General features: G+C 36.9%; 19 protein-coding genes and 4 pseudogenes. 8 read left to right on the plus strand and 15 right to left on the minus strand.

Going from position 1 to position 22,137, the window contains the following annotated elements; genetic code table 11:
• Positions 1–94 precede the first annotated feature (94 nt).
• From JCM13188_RS06150 to JCM13188_RS06165, 3 genes and pseudogenes are all read right to left on the minus strand, one after another.
• Positions 95–664 (minus strand): GNAT family N-acetyltransferase, encoded by a 570-nt coding sequence (locus JCM13188_RS06150; protein WP_054752851.1) that lies wholly within the window; start codon positions 662–664, stop codon positions 95–97.
• Positions 665–980: 316 nt separating this feature from the next.
• Positions 981–3,155: an alpha-amylase family glycosyl hydrolase gene (locus tag JCM13188_RS06155; protein WP_054752853.1), complete on the minus strand. Its 2,175-nt coding sequence runs from the start codon at positions 3,153–3,155 to the stop codon at positions 981–983.
• Positions 3,143–5,307: pseudogene (locus tag JCM13188_RS06165) on the minus strand (pullulanase X25 domain-containing protein). The gene JCM13188_RS06155 and the pseudogene JCM13188_RS06165 overlap by 13 nt, the downstream one beginning before the upstream one ends.
• A 192-nt stretch (positions 5,308–5,499) precedes the next feature.
• Between JCM13188_RS06165 and JCM13188_RS06170 the strand changes: the two are divergent.
• Positions 5,500–6,156 (plus strand): DUF4396 domain-containing protein, encoded by a 657-nt coding sequence (locus tag JCM13188_RS06170; protein WP_054752861.1) that lies wholly within the window; start codon positions 5,500–5,502, stop codon positions 6,154–6,156.
• 17 nt (positions 6,157–6,173) lie between these two features.
• Here JCM13188_RS06170 and JCM13188_RS06175 read toward each other — a convergent pair whose 3' ends face one another.
• A complete protein-coding gene (locus JCM13188_RS06175; protein WP_054752863.1) occupies positions 6,174–6,719 on the minus strand; it encodes a DUF488 domain-containing protein in 546 nt (181 codons plus the stop codon).
• Between the two features lie 116 nt (positions 6,720–6,835).
• Here JCM13188_RS06175 and JCM13188_RS06180 point away from each other — a divergent pair, with 116 nt between their 5' ends.
• The 6 genes from JCM13188_RS06180 (at position 6,836) to JCM13188_RS18270 (ending at position 11,537) form a co-directional block, all read left to right on the plus strand.
• The gene (locus JCM13188_RS06180) at positions 6,836–7,852 is read left to right on the plus strand and encodes an NAD(P)-dependent oxidoreductase (protein ID WP_279401478.1); all 1,017 of its coding nucleotides are present in this window, start codon (positions 6,836–6,838) and stop codon (positions 7,850–7,852) included.
• Positions 7,853–7,947: 95 nt separating this feature from the next.
• Positions 7,948–9,069 carry a M14 family zinc carboxypeptidase gene (locus tag JCM13188_RS06185; RefSeq protein ID WP_279401479.1) on the plus strand — a complete coding sequence of 374 codons (1,122 nt, stop codon included), beginning with the start codon at positions 7,948–7,950 and terminating at the stop codon, positions 9,067–9,069.
• 370 nt (positions 9,070–9,439) lie between these two features.
• Positions 9,440–9,583, plus strand: coding sequence for an FAD-dependent oxidoreductase (locus JCM13188_RS18260; protein WP_279401480.1), 144 nt, complete (start codon positions 9,440–9,442; stop codon positions 9,581–9,583).
• Complete coding sequence (locus JCM13188_RS06190) at positions 9,580–10,740, plus strand: FAD-dependent oxidoreductase (protein WP_279401481.1); 1,161 nt, start codon at positions 9,580–9,582, stop codon at positions 10,738–10,740. Before JCM13188_RS18260 ends, JCM13188_RS06190 begins: the two co-directional genes overlap by 4 nt.
• Complete coding sequence (locus JCM13188_RS18265; RefSeq protein WP_279401482.1) at positions 10,724–10,900, plus strand: sigma factor; 177 nt, start codon at positions 10,724–10,726, stop codon at positions 10,898–10,900. Before JCM13188_RS06190 ends, JCM13188_RS18265 begins: the two co-directional genes overlap by 17 nt.
• Positions 10,901–11,057: 157 nt before the next feature.
• Positions 11,058–11,537, plus strand: a complete 480-nt coding sequence (locus JCM13188_RS18270) for a sigma factor-like helix-turn-helix DNA-binding protein (protein WP_279401483.1) — start codon at positions 11,058–11,060, stop codon at positions 11,535–11,537.
• 242 nt (positions 11,538–11,779) lie between these two features.
• Here the strand turns inward: JCM13188_RS18270 and JCM13188_RS06200 are convergent, their stop codons facing one another.
• Complete coding sequence (locus tag JCM13188_RS06200) at positions 11,780–12,853, minus strand: NAD(P)-dependent alcohol dehydrogenase (protein WP_054752867.1); 1,074 nt, start codon at positions 12,851–12,853, stop codon at positions 11,780–11,782.
• 217 nt (positions 12,854–13,070) lie between these two features.
• Between JCM13188_RS06200 and JCM13188_RS06205 the strand changes: the two genes are divergently transcribed.
• On the plus strand, positions 13,071–13,223 hold the full coding sequence (locus JCM13188_RS06205; RefSeq protein ID WP_054752869.1) for a small acid-soluble spore protein P: 153 nt from the start codon (positions 13,071–13,073) through the stop codon (positions 13,221–13,223).
• Between the two features lie 130 nt (positions 13,224–13,353).
• On the opposite strand, the gene JCM13188_RS06210 is transcribed toward JCM13188_RS06205, so the two are convergent.
• The 10 genes and pseudogenes from JCM13188_RS06210 to yycF all read right to left on the minus strand — a co-directional run bounded on the left by JCM13188_RS06210 (position 13,354) and on the right by yycF (position 22,001).
• Positions 13,354–13,743 carry a MerR family transcriptional regulator gene (locus JCM13188_RS06210; RefSeq protein ID WP_054752876.1) on the minus strand — a complete coding sequence of 130 codons (390 nt, stop codon included), beginning with the start codon at positions 13,741–13,743 and terminating at the stop codon, positions 13,354–13,356.
• Between the two features lie 616 nt (positions 13,744–14,359).
• Positions 14,360–14,838: pseudogene (gene rlmH, locus JCM13188_RS06215) on the minus strand (23S rRNA (pseudouridine(1915)-N(3))-methyltransferase RlmH).
• A 300-nt stretch (positions 14,839–15,138) separates the two neighbouring features.
• Complete coding sequence (locus tag JCM13188_RS06220; RefSeq protein WP_439646615.1) at positions 15,139–15,948, minus strand: S1C family serine protease; 810 nt, start codon at positions 15,946–15,948, stop codon at positions 15,139–15,141.
• A 14-nt stretch (positions 15,949–15,962) separates the two neighbouring features.
• Entirely contained in the window at positions 15,963–16,343 is a 381-nt protein-coding gene (locus JCM13188_RS21735) for a hypothetical protein (protein ID WP_439646616.1), read from the minus strand.
• Between the two features lie 26 nt (positions 16,344–16,369).
• On the minus strand, positions 16,370–17,164 hold the full coding sequence (locus tag JCM13188_RS06225; protein ID WP_054752878.1) for an MBL fold metallo-hydrolase: 795 nt from the start codon (positions 17,162–17,164) through the stop codon (positions 16,370–16,372).
• Between the two features lie 7 nt (positions 17,165–17,171).
• Positions 17,172–18,086, minus strand: a complete 915-nt coding sequence (locus JCM13188_RS06230) for a two-component system regulatory protein YycI (RefSeq protein ID WP_054752880.1) — start codon at positions 18,084–18,086, stop codon at positions 17,172–17,174.
• A 1-nt stretch (position 18,087) separates the two neighbouring features.
• Positions 18,088–18,774 (minus strand): annotated as a pseudogene (locus JCM13188_RS06235) (hypothetical protein); the annotation flags it as partial.
• Positions 18,775–19,002: 228 nt separating this feature from the next.
• Entirely contained in the window at positions 19,003–19,452 is a 450-nt protein-coding gene (yycH, locus tag JCM13188_RS06240) for a two-component system activity regulator YycH (protein WP_054752884.1), read from the minus strand.
• Positions 19,449–21,287 carry a cell wall metabolism sensor histidine kinase WalK gene (gene walK / locus JCM13188_RS06245; protein WP_054752886.1) on the minus strand — a complete coding sequence of 613 codons (1,839 nt, stop codon included), beginning with the start codon at positions 21,285–21,287 and terminating at the stop codon, positions 19,449–19,451. Before walK ends, yycH begins: the two co-directional genes overlap by 4 nt.
• 7 nt (positions 21,288–21,294) lie before the next feature.
• Positions 21,295–22,001 (minus strand): annotated as a pseudogene (gene yycF, locus JCM13188_RS06250) (response regulator YycF).
• Positions 22,002–22,137 lie beyond the last annotated feature (136 nt).

Genomic DNA, 22,137 nt, shown 5'->3' on the forward strand with positions numbered 1-22,137 from the left:
CGGTCTCACTCTTCTTCAACTAACACCTACGCCCCCCAATTATAGAAAAAGCGACTGTTCTTAATAATCAATCGCCTTATTCGTTTAAAAAAACTTACTCAATAGAATTTTTAAAATAGATTAGATTATCTGTCCATTCTCCAAATTCGAAAATAAACCCTTTTCTTGTACATTCATACTTCATCCCAACACTCTCTGCTAAATTGATTGAAGCAGAATTATCTAAATTGATATGGGCTTCTATACGGTGGAATTTTAAATAATTAAAAGCAATATTAAGTGCTTCCTTTACCGCTTCGTTACCGTACCCTTTTCTCCAATACTGATTATGGATTGAGTATCCTATCCTACCCCATTGAAAGTCATCTCTTTCTATAGTTGAAAAATCCACCATACCTAAATGTGTACCGTCTTCCTTTCTAAACACACCAAATACATATGCAGTGTCTGTAAGTGCTAACTCTTGTTGTTTATCTACCAGATTATGAAACCATTCCAGTGTGCACTCACTCATATCTATTTTTCCTTTATCGTGGCGAAATTGAGATGGATAACGGTTTTCAAATTCATTCAGCCAATTATCATAATCGGCTTTCTGTAATGGTCTTATTACTAATCTTTCTGTTTCTGAAACAAGCTTAAATTTTTCTTTTGTCAATTTCAATGTGACATCTCCTCTGTATAGACTTTTTTCTAAATACAAAACCTGCTTTGTTAACTTGATTTAGTTTATATGCCATCAGACATCACACCTTTCTGTATGTAATATAAGTAAAAAACTACTATTAATTTGAACTATGCTTTGTAGAACATTCTTTAACTTATTTTACCATATAAATGTTAATCTCCCTAAAATTCACTAAATATATATAAAAAGTAGTTCAATTATGGGTATAAAAGTGCAATTTTGTACTCCAAAACTGAACTACTAAGATTAACAATTTGTAATTTTATTTATTGACTGTTAATTACTTCTTACCTCACTCTTTATTTAACGTAAACACGATATCTTTTGTATTTTTAGAAATGGCGCCTGCGTCATTGTTAAAGATCTCCGATTTGTTTTCCTCAGACGGTTCAATATGAATGTTGAATTGATTTTCCCCATCTTGAAGCGTCACTTCATGTGTCCAGGACATATCATCATTAACTGTAACAGTCTCACCGTTGATCGTTAATACACCCTCTTTAATCGCATTTCCACTTAAAGTTACTGTATCTTCACTTACGTTTTGTCCACTTGAATGCGATGTCACGACAACTGGTTGATCAACCCAGCGTAAAATGGTGTCCTCAACGACCATTTTATTATTACCCTGATTCTCAACGACAATTTGAAGGTCTGTTCCTTCCGCACCGTAACCATAATAACTAATGTCATCATCATTTGGATCCTCTGGTGTATGGTCGGCTAAACCTTCACGATCCCACGAACCATCACGTACATATTTGTACGTAATTACTTCACCAACTTGCGCCTCAACCGTGTACTGCCAATCTGGTGTGACGGCCCCAGCACGACTCATCTCCCATGCACTCGTATTCCAACCATTCATACTATTAGGAATGGTTAACGTTGCATCGAGTGGCGTGTATTCTGGCGCACTCACTTTAAATGTGACATCAACAGTTACTAACTGAGGTGTAACAGAAACTTCATTCGATTTCACCACATTCCCGTACTGATCAAATAACGCGATGACGTATTGGTAAGTCTCTTCATTCACCACATTAATATCTCGGTAATCTCTAACATCTGTATCCCATAGCTTTTTCACGAGTTCACCATTACGATAAATCCCGATCATGTATGGGTCTTGTTCATTCTCAACCGACCACGAGAGATTCACTTGACCGGATTCCTGAAGTGGCTGTTCAAGTGTAACTGAATCGGCAGGAGGAGTCGTGTCTTCACCCTTACTCATGCTAAACGTCTGTACATCTGTATAAATATATTCTCTGCCTTGATCGGTTGTAAAAGCATAGCGGTACTCATATTCACCCGCATCAATTGGTAAAAACTCTGCTTCAAACACATTAGATAATGAATCTTGGCCGGTATACTGAGCTGGTACGTCCACCCAAGCTGAATCCCCTAACCTATACTGAAGTATTGCATCTAACCCTTCAGCTAAATCATCATTTGTATAACCTTCAATAAGTAGTGATGCTTCAACTTTCTTAGAATTAGCAAGATCTATGGTACTGTCACTCAACTGAGTAAGATGTGTCACGTCATAATACGTCAATGGTATATGCGGAATAACCTTCTCTGTTTGCACCACATCTGATTCATTACCGTGATCATCCACTCGCGTGACACCAAAATAGTATGCACGCCCATTGTCTAAGCCGTCAATGACCACCTCTTGCTTAGTTGTTTCAGCAACTTTCTCATAAAGTGTGCCAGCTATATTGGTCTGATAAACACTGTAAGTGCCTTTCTTTCCTTTCCAGCTTAGGGTAACCTGACCTTCCCCTTCTTCTGCGTCTAATTTCGCAACCGAGTTAACTTCCTTTACTTGAGCAGGCTTAGAGACTAACATTCGCCCGCTCATTGGTGGTAACACCACTTCAAGCATTCCATCCTGAGTCGTCACTTTATATGGCTGGTCAAGCTCATCAATGAACTGAACACCATTCAATGCAAAGTCACTCGTATCGATTGTTACGACTTTTTCTTCATTTGAACGATTCATAACCACAATCCCATATTTCTTTGCATGTTGACGGCCATATGCCATCACATCATCTTTAGCATATAAATGTGAAAGTGATCCTTTCTTAAATAACGCTTGATTTTCCTCACGAATATCACCTAAGGTTTGGTAATGCTTAATTAGATCATCATCTTCACTACCCCAAGGATATGTGCGGCGATCATCAGGGTCTTTAGAACCTGTAACCCCTGCTTCATCACCATAATAAACTGTAGGCGCACCAGCATACCCATATTGGAAGATGGCAGCTAACTTTAACCGTTTTAGTCCAAGTTCATGGTCATAGTTTGGATCGTCCTCTGCTCGCTCATACGATTCAGAACCATTACCCAGGACATAAACCGCTCTAACGGTATCATGAGACCCCATTAGGTTCATAAGGTTATAGAATGCTTCCTTAGGATAATCCTCCTGAACAGCCATCAATTGCTCCATCGCTTGTTCCTCTTTACCATTACGTAAAAGTCAATAACAGCCCCTCTAAAACGATAGTTCATGACAGAGTCATATAAATCACCTAGGAAATATTTTGATGCATCATCCCAAATCTCGCCCAATATTAACGGGGATCCACCTTGGTCTAACTCGATTTGTTTAAGTTCATCTCTAAATTCTCTCCAAAACTCAGGGTCAACCTCATTTGCGACGTCTAATCTCCAGCCAGATCCGCCTTGGTTTAACCATGATTTGGCAACAGAATCATCCTCATACATAATGTAATCTGCAAACTTCTCATTATTTAACTCAGATTGATAAGGTACGACATCACCTGGAATAGAAGCTATTTCTGGTAGACTATCGAATCCCCACCATCCTTGATAATCATAACGTTCGGTTGGCTGACCAACATCTACCTTGGTGTTCTTTATGTTAAACCAGTTATGGAAGCCATAAGGACTAAACACTTGTCCATCTTCCTTAAACTCTTCTTCAGTTTGAGCTTTCGCTTCTTCTTCAGTCATGCCTTCTTCATTCATTAAGTCATAAATTCGAGACCAGTACTCATAAGCCCCAACGGTTTCATACTTTCCATAACGGTCAAAGTAAATCGAATCATCACCTACATGGTTAAACACTCCATCTAAAATTAAGTGCATGCCACGTTTTTCAGTTCATCTGTAAATGCCTTAAATTCCTCAGGTGTTCCAAACATGGGGTCAATCGATTTATAATCGGTAGCATCGTATTTATGATTCGATGCTGCGTGTGAAATTGGATTTAAATAGATGGTATTCACACCTAGTGACTCAATATAATCTAATTTTTCTTGAATTCCTTTAATGTCTCCTCCATAAAAATCATTACTCCAAATACCATCGCCATCGTAACCAGATGTACCTGCTAATCTCGGATTATCAGGGAGCTCTCCCCAATCCTGGTATTCAATTGGTTCATCACCACGCGCATTCGACTTCGCATCGTCATTTTCCGGGTTTCCATTATAAAAACGGTCTGGGAAAATTTGATAAACCACAGCTTCTTTCATCCAGTCAGGCGTCTCGTATTCTGGGTCATAAACAGTCAGCTGGAATAATTCATTGACCGTATCGCCAGATCGACCTGCTTGGCCCTGCTGAGCGTCTTCTCCGTACTCTTTAACCACTTCTCCATCATAAGCGATGAATTTGTAACCATGAACGCCCTTTTCACTCGGAGTCCAAGTAGCCTCCCAAAAATCTAAGTCTTTCCCGTCCACGGTTGTCCAACCAGACTCGGTCATAGGGACCACTTCTGAATCACCTGTTGTGTAGTTCTTCACATGTAAATTAGCCTTCTCTAAATCCCCTTTTGCAGAAGCTAGACGAAGTGTTACCGCCTCCCCTGCTTTAACAGCACCGAAAGGGTCTCGGTATGTTTCGTCCCATGTATTATGAAAAAGAGAAGCTTGATCAATCTCATCTTTGTTCGAATTTAAATTTGTATAAACTTCTTTTGTCTCATGATTATAATAAAACGTAATGTCTTGAGGACGTTTTAAATTAAGACTTGCATTACTGCTAGGATATTCCTCCCCCCAACTATCACCTAGCGCTATCTTATACTCATAATCACCTTTAGGTACTTGAGAGGTAAACTCATAAATATTATCATAGTCCTCATCTGTTAATAAGGCCGTAGAAGTACCAGGGGACCACTCATCACCAGCATCGATTACTGGCTGCAGATTCCCAACTAAACGAGGTTGTTTGTCTTCTGTGATTGTTGTTACCACATGACTTTCATCGTTATAGACAAACCGAACCGTTGTCTCTTCTTCTAACGATAACGTCATGTTAGATCCGTTTTGCTCTCCATTTGCACCGTAATTCTCATCCCAGCCCCCATTGATCGCAATTTTATACTCGTATGTACCGGCTGGTAGTGTTTTCTCTAGATAATAATGACCATTTTGAGCATTGTTCATTTGAAACTCACTTGATGACGGATTCCAATAAGTCGGATCTCCATCGGAACCAAAACTACCAACTAAGAAGACATCACGTTCATCAGCATTAATAGACTGATGACTGAAAAGACCACTTAGAGGTTGAAACAACATCAATAAAATAGTCATGTAAACTAAAGTTTTTGTTTTATAAAGTCTCATAAACTCGCTCCTTTTTTTAGTTTATGCAAACGTTTGCACAAACGATAAAAATAAAAGATGCATCCAAATCCATGCAACCGCTTTCATTATTGTACTAAATTTTCAGATTTTTTAAATAGGACTTTAGTTTGGTTTTGTATTCGTTTATTAATCTATTAAATAGGATAAACAACTATAGTAAGGAGGAATTCGATGTTAGCTACAATTGCTTGGATTTCTATTATTATAGGTATTATTTCAGCTATATGGATATTAATAGATATTATTCGTCATCCACAGATGATGGCGATTATGAATATTGTTTGGCCAGTGAATGGATTATTTTTCGGGCCATTTGCGATTTGGTTTTACTATAAATGGGGTGTTTTAAAATCTAAAAATCGTGATTTAGAAGATCACCGGGGACAAGGAGCAACAGTATTTATGTCAACCAGCCACTGTTCATCTGGTTGTGTATTAGGTGATGCCTTTGGTGTGCCGCTTGTTGCCATAACGGGCTTAACAATAGCTGGTTCAGTTTTGTTTGCCCATTACTTAGTGGAATTCATATTAGCATACTTATTTGGAATCGCCTTTCAATACTTTGCGATTTACCCAATGCAGAAAAGCAAAAATAAGATGAAAGCAATTAAACAAGCCATTAAGGCCGACTCATTGTCATTAATCGCATTTGAAGTCGGAATGTTTGGCTTCATGGCACTCGTTCACTACGTCTTATTTGCACAGCCGCCTAAACCAACTACAGCGACATACTGGTTTATGATGCAAATCGCTATGATTCTAGGCTTTCTAACAAGCTACCCTGCTAACTGGTGGTTGGTCAAGAAAGGCATTAAAGAAGCAATGTAATTCTTTCGGTTCAACTATCATTTTGGATAAACAACACTTCCATTACTTTCTATAATCGGCATAGCTCCCCACTTCCCTAACTCATGATCGACAAACCGTGCTTCCCTATCAGGGTTAGGGATGATATGGGTGACGCTAAAATCATTTGCCTTTAAATAATTACTAATAATCAATCGATGACATCTCGATGGATGACGTTCTGAGCACATTAAGACGACTTTACCATGACTAGATGCTGCCTTCAGCTCATCAATCCCCTGCTTAAACTCTTCAGTTAAGGAATAATCCGCATAGTTATGGAACGACCGATTTTGCCAGCCTGAGTTAAGCTCTTCTCCGACCTGTCCTGATAATTTCCTGCGGCCACCAAGCTTTTTAAAGTGCTGATATTTTAAGCCTGCTTCATCAAGCCAGGACCTTAACTGATTCTTGTTAAATTGAGGGTTCTTTCTGCTTCCTGGTAATGAGCGTACATCAGCTACAATTTTTACTTCTGCAGCTTTTAATAATTGTAAAAATTGTTGTTTTGAATGATTGTAATGACCTACTGTAAAAAATTCCATGATTACACTTCTCTCCAATGGTTTTATTATATGTATACCCATATTAATAGAAATTTTAAAAGATTTATTTTTAATAAAATCACATAAGGGTATAAATGAAATAGGAGGGATTATATTTGAGTAAAAAAATTGGTTTCGTTGGACTAGGTACTATGGGATTTCCGATGGCTATTAATTTGAAGAAGGCAGGGTTTGACGTCATTGGTTATGATGCTTTTAAAGGAGTTTATGAAAAAGCAACATCAGAGGGTATCACCATGGTAGGCACATTAAAAGAAGTAGCCGAACAAGCAGATGAAGCGATTATCTCTATGGTTAGGGATTATAAACAAAATGTAGAGATTATTTTCAATGATAATGGCCTGCTATCCGCGCAGCCAAAGGAAAAAACAATCATTGTGATGAGTACACTTGACCCTGACACCATGAATCAACTAAGCCAAAAAGTTGAGCAAGAAAGTAACTTTACTTTGATTGACGCTTCTGTAAGCGGCGGAGCTTCAGGGGCTAAAGATGGCACTTTATCCATAATGACATCTGGACCAGAAGAGATCGTTAAGTCATTCCAACCATACTTTGATGCTATAGGCTCAAAAACATTCTATTACGGTGAAAAAACTGGTAATAGTCAAGCTGCTAAACTGATTAATAATCTAATTCTTGGAATTAATATGAATGCCGTAGCTGAAGGTCTTAAACTCGCGGAGAACTATAACCTACCTCAAGAGGAGTTACTAGAATTATTCAAAGTTAGCACTGGTGATAGTTGGGTTGTGAGGAACTGGAATGACATCTCTGAATGGACCGCTGAAACAGCGTTGGATGTTTTACAAAAAGATTTAATGTCAGCTTACGATCAAGGAGTTAAACATCATGTATCTCTACCCTTTAATGCCTTAGCATCTACCCTTTTATTTGATTCAATGGGTAAAGAAAAGGCAATTCAAATTCTTAATCCCCTAATTAAGGTCTGTTCTAAAGGTAGACACCATACTTTTAGAACACCCTTAATACATATTACTTATTCCATCCTATACTTTCATTTCTCTCTTTTTCACATATTAATACTAAACAAATTCCTATTATTGAATCTACATAGTCTATTTTTCTTACAAAAGAATTTTGAAAAATAGGAAAATTGTGGTTTTAACTCCTAACTGTTTGTCTTATACTGATAAGCAACACTTTTACAGTGTAAAACATAAAAGTAATACAGGAGGGAACGGTTTTGCGAAAAATATTCATGTTAATGATCAGTATCATTCTATTATTCTCCATGTTTGCAACACCAGCACTCGCAGCCAAGAATCACCCGTCAACTGAAGGCAATACAAACATGTCTAGCATTTTAACCTACGAGGATATGATTGACGAACTAGAGAAACTTGAAAAGCGAAGCAATGGTGACCTACAAGTTCAAACACTTGAAGAACTAGGGTATGAACATAATAAAAGTGAACAAAACCGTGATTTGTATGTAGCTAAAATTGGAAATGGTCCAGAAAAGGTTTGGATTCAAGGTCGCATTCATGGTAACGAACCATACGGAACAAAATCAACACTACAACTCCTGAAGATGTTAGTTCAGAATTCGTCATCAACATATCAGGAAATATTAGATGAACTAACTCTATATGTCATTCCGATGTACAACCCTGATGGAAGCGAAATGAACATTCGCCATTCAGAATTAAGTGATACCGGAGAGAGAATTGATTTGAACCGTGATTGGACATTGGAGGGTTTTAAAGCGGCTGAATCAAAAGCATGGTATAGCTTATGGGCAGATATTGAGCCTGACTTTGGTATTGACATTCACCATCAAGGGTTAAAAGAAGATTCAGAGACTGGTGACGCCGTAACCATGTCACTTGGTGTCTCATTAGCACCTAATGGACCTACCCTTCCTAATATTAAAAATGGACTTTATAACGATGTCACTAGACAAGCTCAAGTTTATGTCTATGACTCTTTAAAAGATTATGGATACACCAATGTCGATCGTTACACAGTAGGAAGTAGCTCAAGTGGTTTCTCTGAGATTGATATCCATGGCGGAGTCGTCTCAGCGATGATGCTAGGGCTTAACTATAATGGCCTAAACGAAGATCATCACAGTCATCCAGCAGTATTCTTTGAAACATCCGGAAATACTCGTGATGGGAACTTAGGACAACGTGGCCGTGGACACAATATCAAGCAGAACGTCCTTGGCGTTAAAAATCTACTTCACGGATTAGCAACAAATGAAGTGTACAATGTTGACCCTGAACGCTGGGGTGAGATTCCTCGCCCTGAGATTGAAGGGTATTATACAGATCATTCAGGGTTTATACCAATGAAAAAATAATTAACTAATAAAGACCGCTTCCAAGGTGTATTTTAGGCCTTGGAAACGGTCTTTTGTTATTTCTTCATCTCACTTTTTCAATTAATTCTTTATAATCCTCTCTCACACTTTGTTTGAGCCGATTTTGAGTATAGTTCTCATATTATTCAATAGCTATTACCTTTCCTGAATTCTCAAGGATCTCTCTTTAACTAATGAATTTATTAACCCAAACTTTCATGTACATATTCTTTATATCCATATATTATAATTAACTGGACGGAATAAAATCTAATTAGTATACAAGTTTCTTAATTATTTGTTAATTCCTTGTCACATTTCCCAACCTTTTTCGTCTTGAGTTATAAAGAAACATTTAGGAGGTTATCTTATGACTCAAAATTGGGATATTATCATTGTTGGTGGGGGATTAGCAGGATATGTTGCAGCCAATTATTTAGCGAAAACCAATTTAAATATTTTAATTTTAGAAAAAGGGAAAAGTGTTGGTGGGAGGGCTAGAACAAAAAGGTGAATCAACAGTATTTCAATCTTGGCCCCCACGCCCTTTATAGAAAAGGAAAAGCCAAGCCAATTCTCGAAGAATTAGGTATTCACATTTGTGGCAAATCACCCAAATTAGGTGGCATATTAATTGAAAACAATATTGAATATGTTGCCCCATTCTCTCCTTTACAACTTTTTACAACTCGTCTATTTCACACAAAGGAACGTAGAGAGTGGATCGCAGTTCTTTTTAAATTGATGAGTATAAAGCCTGAAAATTTAGCGCAGCAGACATATCAACAATGGGTCATGCAAGTCGCCCATTCTAAAATAGTTAAGTCTTTACTTTATACCCTTGGAAGACTAGCAACCTATTGTCATGCACCTGAAAAAATGAGTGCAAAAGTAACTGTATCGAGTATTAAAAAAGCTATGGGTGGTGTACTTTACCTAGATGGCGGATGGATGACGATGATTGGTCAACTTCATCATAGAGCCATTCGTTCGGGTATTCACGTTCAACCACATACTTTTGTTAAAAATATTGAACCCACACAACAGAACCAAATTAAATTAGACCTTTCTGATGGCAGAGAAATTTTAGGGAAAAATGTACTTTGTACTACTGGTCCTCATGAATTAAATGATATGTTAAGTAAAAAGATGGCATTTCCTCAAAGAAACTTTTTCACTCAGATGATACCTGTTAGAGGGGCAACATTAGATGTTGCTTTAAAACAACTTCCAAAACAAAAACGACTTTTCGCTATGGACACCACTAAACCTCTCTATTATTCAGTGCATTCAGGCTATGCCCGCCTTTCTGAAGATCCAATGAACGCCATTCTTCATGTATTTAAATATCATCATCCGGATGAGCACATAGATTCAACAATCACTAAAAATGAGCTTGAATTATTCCTAGATAAGTTACAGCCAGGCTGGCAACAGTATGTGATTTCAAAGCGTTTTATACCTAACATTACGGTCAATCAACGCTTACCGCAAATTGGGAATGAACGCATGCTACAAAGTTCTAAAACAGGATTTCCAGGATTATATATAGCTGGGGACTGGGCATCGCCCGACTCTATTTTAGCGGATGGAGCAATATGTAGTGGAAAACAAGCAGCTGAAGAGATCATTTTAAACGAAAAGAGGAAGAACCATGCAAATAACGAATGAAGATTACCAGTTATTTAAACCATTGTTATTTTCATTAGGTTATCGTATGTTAGGCTCAGTAGCAGAAGCTGAAGACATGGTCCAAGAAACGTTTCTAAAAGCTTATCAAATAGATGAGGAAAGAGTAAAGAATAAAAAGCTTATCTCTGCAAAATCATGACTAACCTCTGTCTTGATTTATTAAAGTCTGCATGGTACAAACGAGAAAAATATGTGGGACCATGGAACCCAGAGCCATTATTACTAGAGAAATTACATGCATTAGACCCAAGTGAAAAGGTAATCCAAAAGAGGGATTAAGCATTGCTTATTTACGAATGATGGAACATTTAAAAGCAGACGAGCGAACAGTTCTCCTTTTAAGAGAAGTATTAAATTTCTCATACTCAGAAATCGCTAATAATATTAAAAAGAGTGAGGAAAACTGCAGGAAAATTTTTAGCAGGGCTAAGCAGAAGATCTCAGTTGTGGAAGGCGAGAGTCTAAACTATGAGGAGAACAAATCAATAATTGATCGCTTTATAGAAGCATTCCAAATGGAACATACAGATACATTATTAGAACTAATTTCAAACAATGTTACTTTATATTCTGATGGCGGAGGGAAAGTTACAGCTGCGATTCGCCCAATTACTTCCGTTACCAACGTTTTGGCCTTATTATATGGAATCATAAAGAAAGCCCCTAATGACCTTTATTTTAGAGTGAATAGTGTCAACTATCAACCAGCAATCGTAATATACATTAATGGCAAATTCCATAGTATAATTAGTTTTTATATTAGTGACAAAAAATAAGTGAAATTTATTTAACAATGAACCCAGAGAAATTACATGTTTATTAAAAATATAAAAATTGTAAGGGAAGATTTATACCTAAATTGATCATTATCCATCCTATCTCTGAAAACGCATGTGTAACTAGCTGCTACAGCATCAGGTACACACAACTAAAATTTTGAAAAAACACCTTTCCAACAACTATAAATTGCTGCTAGAAAGCTGTTTTTCTAATTTCATAATATAGTATCTTTAAATATTTAATCATTAATTTTTAGAATAGGTTTAATCACTGAACCCTTCTCCGATTCTTCAAAAGCCTTATTTATATCATCAAACTCATAGTACTTTACCATTTTGTCAAATGGGAATTTGCCCTCTTTATAATAAGAAATCATTTGCGGAATAAACTCCTGTGGTACCGCATCGCCTTGGCTAGTACCAATGATACTGTTTCCTCCTAATGCTAAGATCTCTAGAGGAAGCTTAAACCCATCATCTGTTACAACTGTCGCTAGTTTTCCAAACGTATCTAATGATAAGATAGCCTGTTCAATAACCGCATCCACACCAGTACTATCGAGTATATTTCCTACTCCTGATCCAGTGATTTCTTGAATTTTTCCTGCAATATCTACATCTTTACCACTTTTGATCGTAGCTGTGGCACCTAGCTCTTTAGCTAGTTCTAAACGGTTATCATGTAGGTCTACTGCAATAATGTTTTTACAGCCAGCAATTTTAGCAGCCATAACCCCACTTAATCCAACAGCACCAACACCAAAGACGGCAATAGAACTACCCGCTTCAGGTTTAAGTACGTTTAACACCGTACTAGCTCCAGTTTGCAACCCGCAGCCCAGTGGAGCAGCTAAAGCTAAATCAATATCCTTATCAATTTTTACAACATTTCGTTGGTGGACAAGGGAATAGGTCGCAAATGAAGATTGTCCAAAAAATCTAGAAACCAACTTATTAGTATCTTGATCAATATGACTACTCAAATTAAGTTCAGCATAATTTCTACAATGTGCAGGGTGACCAGAAGTACAATTATCACATTCACCGCAACTCGCAAATGACACAACAACATGGTCTCCTTTTTGAAATTCTGTCACTTCAGATCCCACTTCTTCAACAACCCCAGCACCTTCATGGCCAAGAACTGATGGTGGATCAACCATACCTGTGTCTCTACCTGAGACATCCGTATGACAGATGCCAGACGCCACGACTTTTATTAAGACATCATTCGAGCCAACTTCGGGTAACTCTACGTCAGTCATCTTAAAAGGTTTTCCTGTTTCAGGTGTTACGGCAGCTTTAATTTTCATAGTTATGTTCTCTCCTTTTTAAAAATTAGTATCTGCTTTCTTATGACAAATTATTAAAGCTATGTGTGCTTAACTTTCCTAATATCTTCCCAAGTTACGTTAAGTGCAAACCTAATAATTTGTGACAAACATTGATGGTTAGAATGTCGCTTTCCCAAGTATAGATTTCTTCACCTTTCAAAAGCTATTCATAACTGAACAAAGGAGGCTTTAGAAGATGAGCAAAAACCCTAAAGGTCCAAAACAACAAAAAGAACCTAATTTACCTAAAAGTCCAAAGCAACCATATGGCGAACCGATGCAAGGCTCACACAAAGTAAAACAGCAGAATCATTCGAGACAAAATCAAAAATCGGATCATGATTTGTAGAGTTTTAATTAGAATAAAAAGGTTCAAAACGCACGAATCCCCGTATCACGGTAATGTCATACGGGGATTGTTTTTGTAAGTTTGGCACAACTATACTAAATGTAATAGATAAGATAACATCGAAAATTAATTATTGAATATTCTTCTTCAGCAGATACTCAATTTTATTATCCGCTCTTGACAATACTTGTTTTATTTCTTTTATTTGTTGTTCTTTTTGAATAATTTGCTTTTGCTTATTTCGGAAAACCTCTTTTATTTGTTTAAGATTTTGAATCTCCTCATTTGTCATTTCTTTATTTTCATCAGTATCATTTGACCAATCTAAGAGCATCTTGATTTCCTTGAGGGAAAAACCTATATCTTTTAATTTGACAATTATTTCAACTACTTCGATGTCTTGTTCATTATAATCCCGATGATGTTTTTCTATCTTTGGATGTAGCAGGCCAATCTTTTCATAATAACGTATGGCGTCTTTACTGAGACCTGTGAATGATGCAATCTGGCTAATCTTCATGACAATTCACCTTCTATACAATATAGTTATAAACCAGTAATACTAGTATGACATGGAATATGAACCGAATAATATGATGACTGTATGTAAGTTTCCTCTTAGTCAATATCCCTTCTGTAATCGATAATATATGCATTATTATAAATAAGACGATTAGCATAATAATCATACTATTCTTATTTGGAGTAAATAAATTGATTAACATGCTAATAGACACAACCACAAAGAATACTGAACGAAACTGAACCTCATTTCTTTCAATTGAATAATTCCTGCCATTCCAGTTAATATTGCATATAAACTTATTAATACATAAATAACAATAACCATGTCTTATACCCCCACCTTTTATTACTACCACTTAAAAGATGGAGTTAACTCCATGTCAATATTTATTAATAAAATAAGTTTCAAATGTTAAATTCTGAGAAAAGTAACTTTTAGTTAATCAGAACTTACAATTAAAACAATATTTCCAGTAGATAAGGTAAAAAGACTCAATAGAAACTTCTTTACTTGCTAACAACTTTTTTGAGTACTTTCATTATTACTTATAACGAATCCTCCCTATATTAATTTGAAAAAATAAATCTACACTTTAAATCCTAACCATTTATCACTTATGATACGGTTCATTCCTCATAATTTTATAACCCCTATACACCTGCTCAAGTAACACCAACCTCATCAACTGGTGTGGATAAGTCATTTTACTGAACGAGATCGCAAAGTCACTTCGACTCTTCACATCGTCACTTAACCCTAGCGACCCACCAATCACAAACGCGATTTTGCTTTTTCCATAAGTCGCAAGCTCGTCCAATTTCTTCGCGAAAGCTTCAGATGTTAACATTTTGCCTTCTATTTCTAAGGTGATCACATATGTATCTGTGGATATCTTTGATAAAATCCTCCGGCCTTCTTTATTTATCACCTCTTCTTTTCTGCATCACTTAAATGTTCGGGTGCGTGTTCGTCTGGTACCTCTTCTATTTTGACCTTAGCATAGGGTTTTAGCCGCTTCATGTATTCATCGATTCCTTGTTTTAAGTATTTTTCTTTTAGCTTCCCAACTGAGATAATTTTGATGTCCACGCTAATCCTCCTTCAACTATTCACAAATTATGATTATTTATCCACATATACTGTGTGTATGTTCCTAAATTAACTGAATAACTACAAAGTTATCTACATTTTCGCTACTTATCCACAGGTTTATCAACATATCAACATATGTTCGCCTCATATTTAGTAAAAAAATTAACTATTGACACAAGATATGCCTTTTACAATAAATATTTACTCACATTTTGTGCATAAGTATGTGAATCTTGTGCATAACCTGGGTTTTATGTTAAAAAACTCCGCTCAAATCACTTGAGCGGAGCATGTTTGTTACTGACTTTGTGCGACTAATTTAATCGTTTTTTCTTGTTTTTCACCGTCGCGATAGAAGGTAATGGTGACTTCATCACCTGGGCTGACTTTTGTAAATAGGTACTGTCTTAATTCAAGTACATTATTTATTGCTGTGTCACCCATCTGTACAATCACGTCATATTGCTGTAAGCCTGCTTGATCAGCTGGAGACATTCTTTCTACACCATCTATAATAACGCCACTCTCAACATCATTAGGTAGATTTAAAGTATTCTGCCAGTGATATTGTGGAACGTCTGATAGTGAGAAGATTTCAACACCCATATAAGCGCGCGTCACCGATCCATCTTCCTCTAAATCCTCAATAAGTGGTCTAGCTAGATCAATTGGAATCGCAAACCCTAACCCTTCTAGTTTTGCTGAGGCATACTTCATCGAGTTGATACCCACTAATTGTCCATCCATGTTGACTAATGCTCCTCCAGAGTTACCTGGATTAATAGCAGCGTCAGTTTGGATAACCTCTGCTTGCCAATCGGCATTACCGTCATTATTAAAGTCTTGAGGAATCAGACGATCTTTACCGCTTATAATACCTTGTGTGACCGAACCTGCAAATTGAAGCCCAAGAGGATTACCAATCGCAATGACAGGTTCTCCAACTTTTAAGTTATCTGAGCTACCTAAGTCAATCACTTGCTCAATATGTTTAGCATCGACTTTTAGTACGGCAAGATCTGTATAAACATCTCCACCAATTAATTCAGCTTCAATCTGCTCTTCATCTTTTAGTACAACTTCTACGGAATCAGCACCTTGAATCACATGGAAGTTGGTTACTATGTAAGCAGAATCTCCGCTTTTTTGTAAACAACGCCGGATCCAACGCCGCCTTGTTGAGACTCGGAGCCACCAAAAATACTCTGCTGCTTTATGTTGACGACACCGACTACTGCATTTGAAACATTATCTACGACTTCTGTGATTTGAGAACTTACTTCAAGGTTAACTTGTTTATTCTCTGCGTCTCCGGAAGGAGCTGCCTGCTGAGTCGTTTCGTCATTTTGTTCTGATAAATCGTAAGGTAAAAGATTGGCTTGTACTAATATTGGCAACGATAATAATATTAGTACTGCTCCTAATAAAGCTCCAATAACGGTTGGCATAAGCCAGCTACGCTTTTGTTTGTCACTTTTCATATGGTCATCGTAATACCCCAAGTTTGACACCTCACCATCACATGTAATTAAACGTAACAAATAGGAGTTGGTTTAGTTGGACTTGTATCTTCTAACGTGAATTGTTCTCCAACACCTGCATCATGTTTCTGAAGAATTTGCTCAACGCTCATTCTCGCTAGATCAATCATATTATTATCTTGGCTCAAATGACCTAAATAAATCTGTTTTGTTTGATTTCCAATGACATCTAACATGGCTACAGCAGCATCTTCGTTAGAAACATGTCCTTTATCACTTAATATTCTACGCTTAATGTTCCAAGGATATCCACCCATTTGTAACATCCCAACATCGTGGTTCGATTCAAACAGAATCGCATTAGAGTTTTCAACTGTCTTTTTCATACGCTCTGATACATACCCTGTATCCGTTAACATGGATACTTTTTTACCTTCATGATGGAAAACATAAAACATTGGATCAATAGCATCATGGGACACACCAAAGCTTTCAACATCGATATCTCCAAATGTTTGGACTGTTTCCATATCAAATTGAAACTTTTGATCCCCTTGAATTTTTCCTAGTTGCGCCTCCATTGCTTGCCAAGTTTTCTCATTCGCATAAATCGGAAGGCCGTAGCGTCTTGCGACAATTCCAACACCTTTAATATGATCACTATGTTCGTGGGTAACCAAAATTCCATCTAATTCTTTTGGATTTACGCTAACATCGTCTAATAATTTTTCAAGTTTTTTCCCACTTAATCCAACATCAACTAATAACTTTGTTTTGTTTGTGCCTATATAAAAGGCATTACCCGTACTCCCTGATGCTAAAACACTAAAATGCAGTGCCATGCTTTTTTCACTCCGATTTTAATTCTTGTATTTCTCTCTTTAATGCTTCTTTTCTTTCTGTCACAAACTTCATCTCGTCATGCTGAACATATTGCCCTTCCATAGCATTAACAAAGAAATGACTCTGCTCATTAACAATGACGTCCCATGTTGGAACGAACACCTGCACCCCATCATCTAATGGGACAAGTGTCTGGTATCCTAAGTCTAATGTGATGTGACTATCGGTTGGGATCCCGGTCACTGTGTTAGACCATACACTATAAATGGCATTGATCGGATCGGTAATGGTCTGTTCATCTGGACGGTCCTCTAAATCATCTAACATCGTTTGCCTATACTGAATGGCATTGCCTTCTTCGTTTAATAACACAATTAACGCAGCTGAGTCATTAAAGTATACCGTTTTATTATTTTGTCTTTGGAAAAATAATAAGACATTTTCATCTTCATAATGGTTCCAGAATACATACGAATCGCCTTTTATAATATTGGATTTTATCGTTTCTATTGAACCGCTTAAATTATTTTCTAAATCTAGTTCTAATGGCTTCTTAAATTCACTTGTGATAATTTCCATGTTAAATAAGGATGGTTCACCTTCTAAGACTGTATCCAACGATAACACAGCATTTTGACTTGAAGTCAAACCAATGAGCTGCTGATCGGAAAAGCCTTCTAAAGCAGTTATATCTTCTTCTGTTAATTGATATCTAGGGGCTGAAACGTATGACTCTTTTAAATCCCCTTCAGGCAAATCATAAGTGATTCCTTGGGCCGATAGCTGTTCTTCTATAGGTGATTGCTTCTCTAACGGGTCATATGTGGTTGTATTAATTTTATCTAAGAATTCTTGTACTAAAAATAAGTTTAAAACCAAGAAGCTTATAATAAATATCGTTTTAATTTGGCCCCATTGCAATCTACTCAACCCCTTGATTCATAAGCTGTTCGCTATAATCACTAATTGGAACCCATGAATCCGAAAGTTTAATGTACCATTCTGGATTTAATGTTAATACTTCAGATGAATCACTTGCACTTGCTGTTAAGGTGTATCCAATTCTAATTTGTTCAATTGACTCTAAAGAAATTTGATTTTTTAAATTTTGTAAGGTTTGATAAACAGCCTCACCAGAAGCTAACACTGTCTCTCGATTTCGTATATTGTTTATACTAAATAATGGTCGCTTCAATTTATTTAATTCATTACTGCCCCAAACTTGCTCCATCACTGTCACATTCATCTCATCGTAAATCGGATACCCATTAAAATACATTCGGTACAGTACTGAGCTTAATGGTTTTTGACGAATCGCATCCAAATTAAACTCATTTGTCCAGCCTAAATGGTCATTCGTTAAGTTGACACTTCGTCTGATCACTTCAATAGGATCTAATGGCTGTAAGTCAGATGATAATGGATTGATAAACTCCATTCTTTCGTGTTTATTATTTAATACACGGTAAGTTTTAAGTGCCCTTGTTCCATCTGTATAATGATTGCTTTCATTAAACGGATTAGATGACGTCGAACGAACAACAGATGGGTTTCTAAATAATGCATTACGCATTAATATCGGATCAATTTGAGTAGGTAATAAGGTGAAATTTGTAACCGTTTTTCTCCTGAGGGTAAATAAATAGGCACACCGCTCCCGAAGTCATAACGATCTAACTGTACAATACCTTCCTGCCGATCCATGAGTTCATTTACCCGTTCCAATATACTTTGGGAATGAATTTCTCCGATTAATACATTCTGCTGCTCCTTTTGATCGGATGTAAATATAACACGGATATTATTCTGTGATTCACGTATTTGTAAATAAACTTTATTAAAACGTTAAATTGGACCAACGATTATTCTCTACATTGACCGTGAAGATCTGGTCCACTAAATTCATGGGGATATTGACTGGATATAAAATCTCCATATATTGAAAATCCGCAGATTCACTTAGCTGCCAATAAGAATCAATCACATCGGCACTATTAGCTAACCTTAATCCTGATGTAAACTGCCACGTAAGTATTTCTTGGTACAGTTCATTTTCTTCCTGTTTACTTTTTAATTGCTTATGAAGTTGATAATCATGCAATATGATTCGATCTGGTGAAATAACCTCTTTTATCGATTGCTCTCGACCATCTAGCTTCGAATCATCAATGTAATCCGTTTGCTCAATCGGATCAAAATTAGGCTGATAGGTCCATAAGGCGTAGGTTAACAAGAGGCTAGATGCAACTAGAAGAAATAGAAAGACTGACTTAATATGTTCAATCATTTACGCTGCCCCCTCTTTTTCTGCATGAGAGGTAACCTAAATGTGATCATAGTTCCTTCATTCTCCTTGCTTTCTGCCCATACCTCTCCATCGTGTGCCTCTATTAAATCTTTAGCTATCGCTAAGCCTAATCCTGTTCCGCCTAATTGTCTAGATCTTGCTTTATCTGCACGATAAAAACGATCAAAGATTTTATCAAGTTTCTCTTCAGGAATTCCAACGCCCTCATCAGAAATCTTGGTTAACAATTGATGCTTCTCTTCAACCACTTTAACAACGATTTCTCCACCTTCAGGAGAATATTTAATGGCATTGGAAATGATATTATCCAGAACTTGTATAATTTTATCCTTATCAATCCAAACCTTATAATCTCGGTTAGGAATTTCTCTTTTCATGGTAATATTATCTTTAAGGTTCATCTCGAATCGATCGACGACATGATGAATAAAATCAATATAATTTACGCGTTCTTTGTGTAGCTGATAATCTTTGTTGTCCATTTTAGACAATTGTAGTAAATCATTAACTAAGCGAATCATGCGTTCTGTCTCATTTTGAGTAACCGACAAAAACTTAGGTGCAATATTTTCATTCTTCCAAGTTTCACCATCCGTTAAGGCCTCTAAATAACTTCTCATGGTTGTAAGCGGCGTTCTAAGTTCGTGGGAGACATTCGCTACGAAATCTCTGCGTTCTTGTTCAATCTTTTCTTGCTCCGTAACGTCACTAATGACTGTAATAATCCCGCTCATGTCATTATTTTCATCCTGCACTTCAGAGAAGTTAGCTCGGACTAATAGAAGCCGATCACCTTCAGTTAAATCTAAAATCGTACTCTTCATATCTTTGAGCTCATTAATATCCGTAACTTCGTCTTCAATACCAAGTATTTCAATTAAAGTTTTGCCTTGGAACGATTTTTGAGTCATACCAAGTAGCTGTTCTGCTGGAAGATTCATTAAAATCACTTCGCCAAACTCATTCGTCGCAATGACACCATCTGTCATATTCGTTAGGACAGAGCTCAACTTTCGCCGTTCGCCTTCAGTTGAGGCTTGTGCTGCTCTAATTTTATCGTTTAATTCATTAAAGGTAATTGCTAATTGGCCAATTTCGTCTGTTCCATAGACGTTAACCTTCTGAGAGTAATCACCTTGCCCCATTACCTTCGCCTGTTTGCGCATTTCTGAAATCGGCTTTGTGATCGTTCTCGCAACTAAAATCCCTAATAATGCGGATACTGTAACGGCAAGCATGGTTCCATTAGCAAATATCCGGATGATCTCGTTCATTTGACTATAAATACCTTCAATTGACGCCTCAACTTTCATCGCACCTATAATCTGATCAGAGTTTTCATCCTGATAGATTGGCGTAGAAATAACGAGCGTACGATGTCCATTATCCTGGTTGTACATGATATTTTCGTCAGTGTTGCCGGCTAAAGCTTGCTGAATTCGCGTCTCAGTATTTCTTTTACCAACATTGCTTTGTTCTAGCGGGTTGGTCGTACCTAGTACGCGATTATTCTCATCAATGACTTCAATCTCGTTAATATCTTCAGATGAATAATCATTAATAATGGTTTGTACATCACTCTCAAGTGACGGCATATCTTCCGTTCTATCTTCTACCTGAATGACCTGACTTAAATTATAAGTTAGTAATTCAACCCGATCATTTATAGATTCTGTAAAATTCTCTCTCAGCTTATCTTCAAGCTGCTGAGCAAAATACGTCCCAATAACTTGAATCGTAATTAAAATCAAGAGAATATAAACGACAATCATCTTTAATTGAATGGACTTAAAAAATCCCCAAAAGGATCTCATAAACAATCTACTCCTGCTCAGGGTTCCTCATATAGTACCCTACACCTCGCCTAGTTACAATCCAGTTAGGGTTACTTGGGTTTTCCTCAATTTTTCTCTTAAACGACGAATGGTCACATCCACAGTCCTAACATCACCATAATAGTCGTAACCCCAAACAGTCTCTAATAAGTGCTCTCTTGTCATCACCTGTTCAAGATGCTTGGCCAAATATAAGAGAAGTTCAAACTCACGGTGAGTTAGATCAACCAGTTCACCATTTCGAGTAACAGAATAATTCTCACGATTAATCTCTAAAGCCCCTACTTTAATGTTAGGAGTTGATGACGAGTTTTGGCTTTGTTCACTTGCTGTCATTCGTCTTAAGTTAGCCTTCACCCTAGCAACCACTTCACGATTACTAAATGGCTTTGTAACGTAATCATCTGCTCCTAATTCAAGGCCTAGGACTTTATCAATTTCTGAATCCTTAGCCGTTAACATAATAATCGGCATATGGTGTTCTTTTCTTATTTCGCGGCATACTTCCATACCATCCATTTCAGGAAGCATAATATCTAATAGAATAATATCAGGGTCTTCAGAACCTGCTAGCTCAACAGCATCACGGCCATTATAAGCAACAACCACTTCATACCCCTCATTCTCTAAGTTATATTTTAAAATATCTGCAATTGGTTCTTCATCATCCACTACTAATACTTTATAACTCATACGGTATGCACCTACCTTTTAACAAGTTGATTAATCTTTATTTTCTATTCTACAACAATTCATTACAAATGTCTTATCACGTCACATTAAAGTCATGTTACATAGAAGTGCCTCTTTATAAGAAAACCTCTAGCAG

The organism is Piscibacillus salipiscarius JCM 13188, assembly GCF_001311865.1.
GTDB lineage: Bacteria > Bacillota > Bacilli > Bacillales > Alkalibacillaceae > Piscibacillus > Piscibacillus salipiscarius.

What these genes read in the sequence shown, in the direction of transcription:
- JCM13188_RS06170 (WP_054752861.1), top strand. Translation starts at nt 5,500, where the DNA reads ATGTTAGCTACAATTGCTTGGATTTCTATTATTATAGGTATTATTTCA.
- JCM13188_RS18260 (WP_279401480.1), top strand. Translation starts at nt 9,440, where the DNA reads ATGACTCAAAATTGGGATATTATCATTGTTGGTGGGGGATTAGCAGGA.
- JCM13188_RS06175 (WP_054752863.1), bottom strand. Translation starts at nt 6,719, where the DNA reads ATGGAATTTTTTACAGTAGGTCATTACAATCATTCAAAACAACAATTT.
- walK (WP_054752886.1), bottom strand. Translation starts at nt 21,287, where the DNA reads ATGAGATCCTTTTGGGGATTTTTTAAGTCCATTCAATTAAAGATGATT.
- JCM13188_RS18265 (WP_279401482.1), top strand. Translation starts at nt 10,724, where the DNA reads ATGCAAATAACGAATGAAGATTACCAGTTATTTAAACCATTGTTATTT.
- yycH (WP_054752884.1), bottom strand. Translation starts at nt 19,452, where the DNA reads ATGATTGAACATATTAAGTCAGTCTTTCTATTTCTTCTAGTTGCATCT.
- JCM13188_RS06155 (WP_054752853.1), bottom strand. Translation starts at nt 3,155, where the DNA reads ATGGAGCAATTGATGGCTGTTCAGGAGGATTATCCTAAGGAAGCATTC.
- JCM13188_RS06225 (WP_054752878.1), bottom strand. Translation starts at nt 17,164, where the DNA reads ATGGCACTGCATTTTAGTGTTTTAGCATCAGGGAGTACGGGTAATGCC.
- JCM13188_RS06210 (WP_054752876.1), bottom strand. Translation starts at nt 13,743, where the DNA reads ATGAAGATTAGCCAGATTGCATCATTCACAGGTCTCAGTAAAGACGCC.
- JCM13188_RS06205 (WP_054752869.1), top strand. Translation starts at nt 13,071, where the DNA reads ATGAGCAAAAACCCTAAAGGTCCAAAACAACAAAAAGAACCTAATTTA.
- JCM13188_RS18270 (WP_279401483.1), top strand. Translation starts at nt 11,058, where the DNA reads ATGATGGAACATTTAAAAGCAGACGAGCGAACAGTTCTCCTTTTAAGA.
- JCM13188_RS06200 (WP_054752867.1), bottom strand. Translation starts at nt 12,853, where the DNA reads ATGAAAATTAAAGCTGCCGTAACACCTGAAACAGGAAAACCTTTTAAG.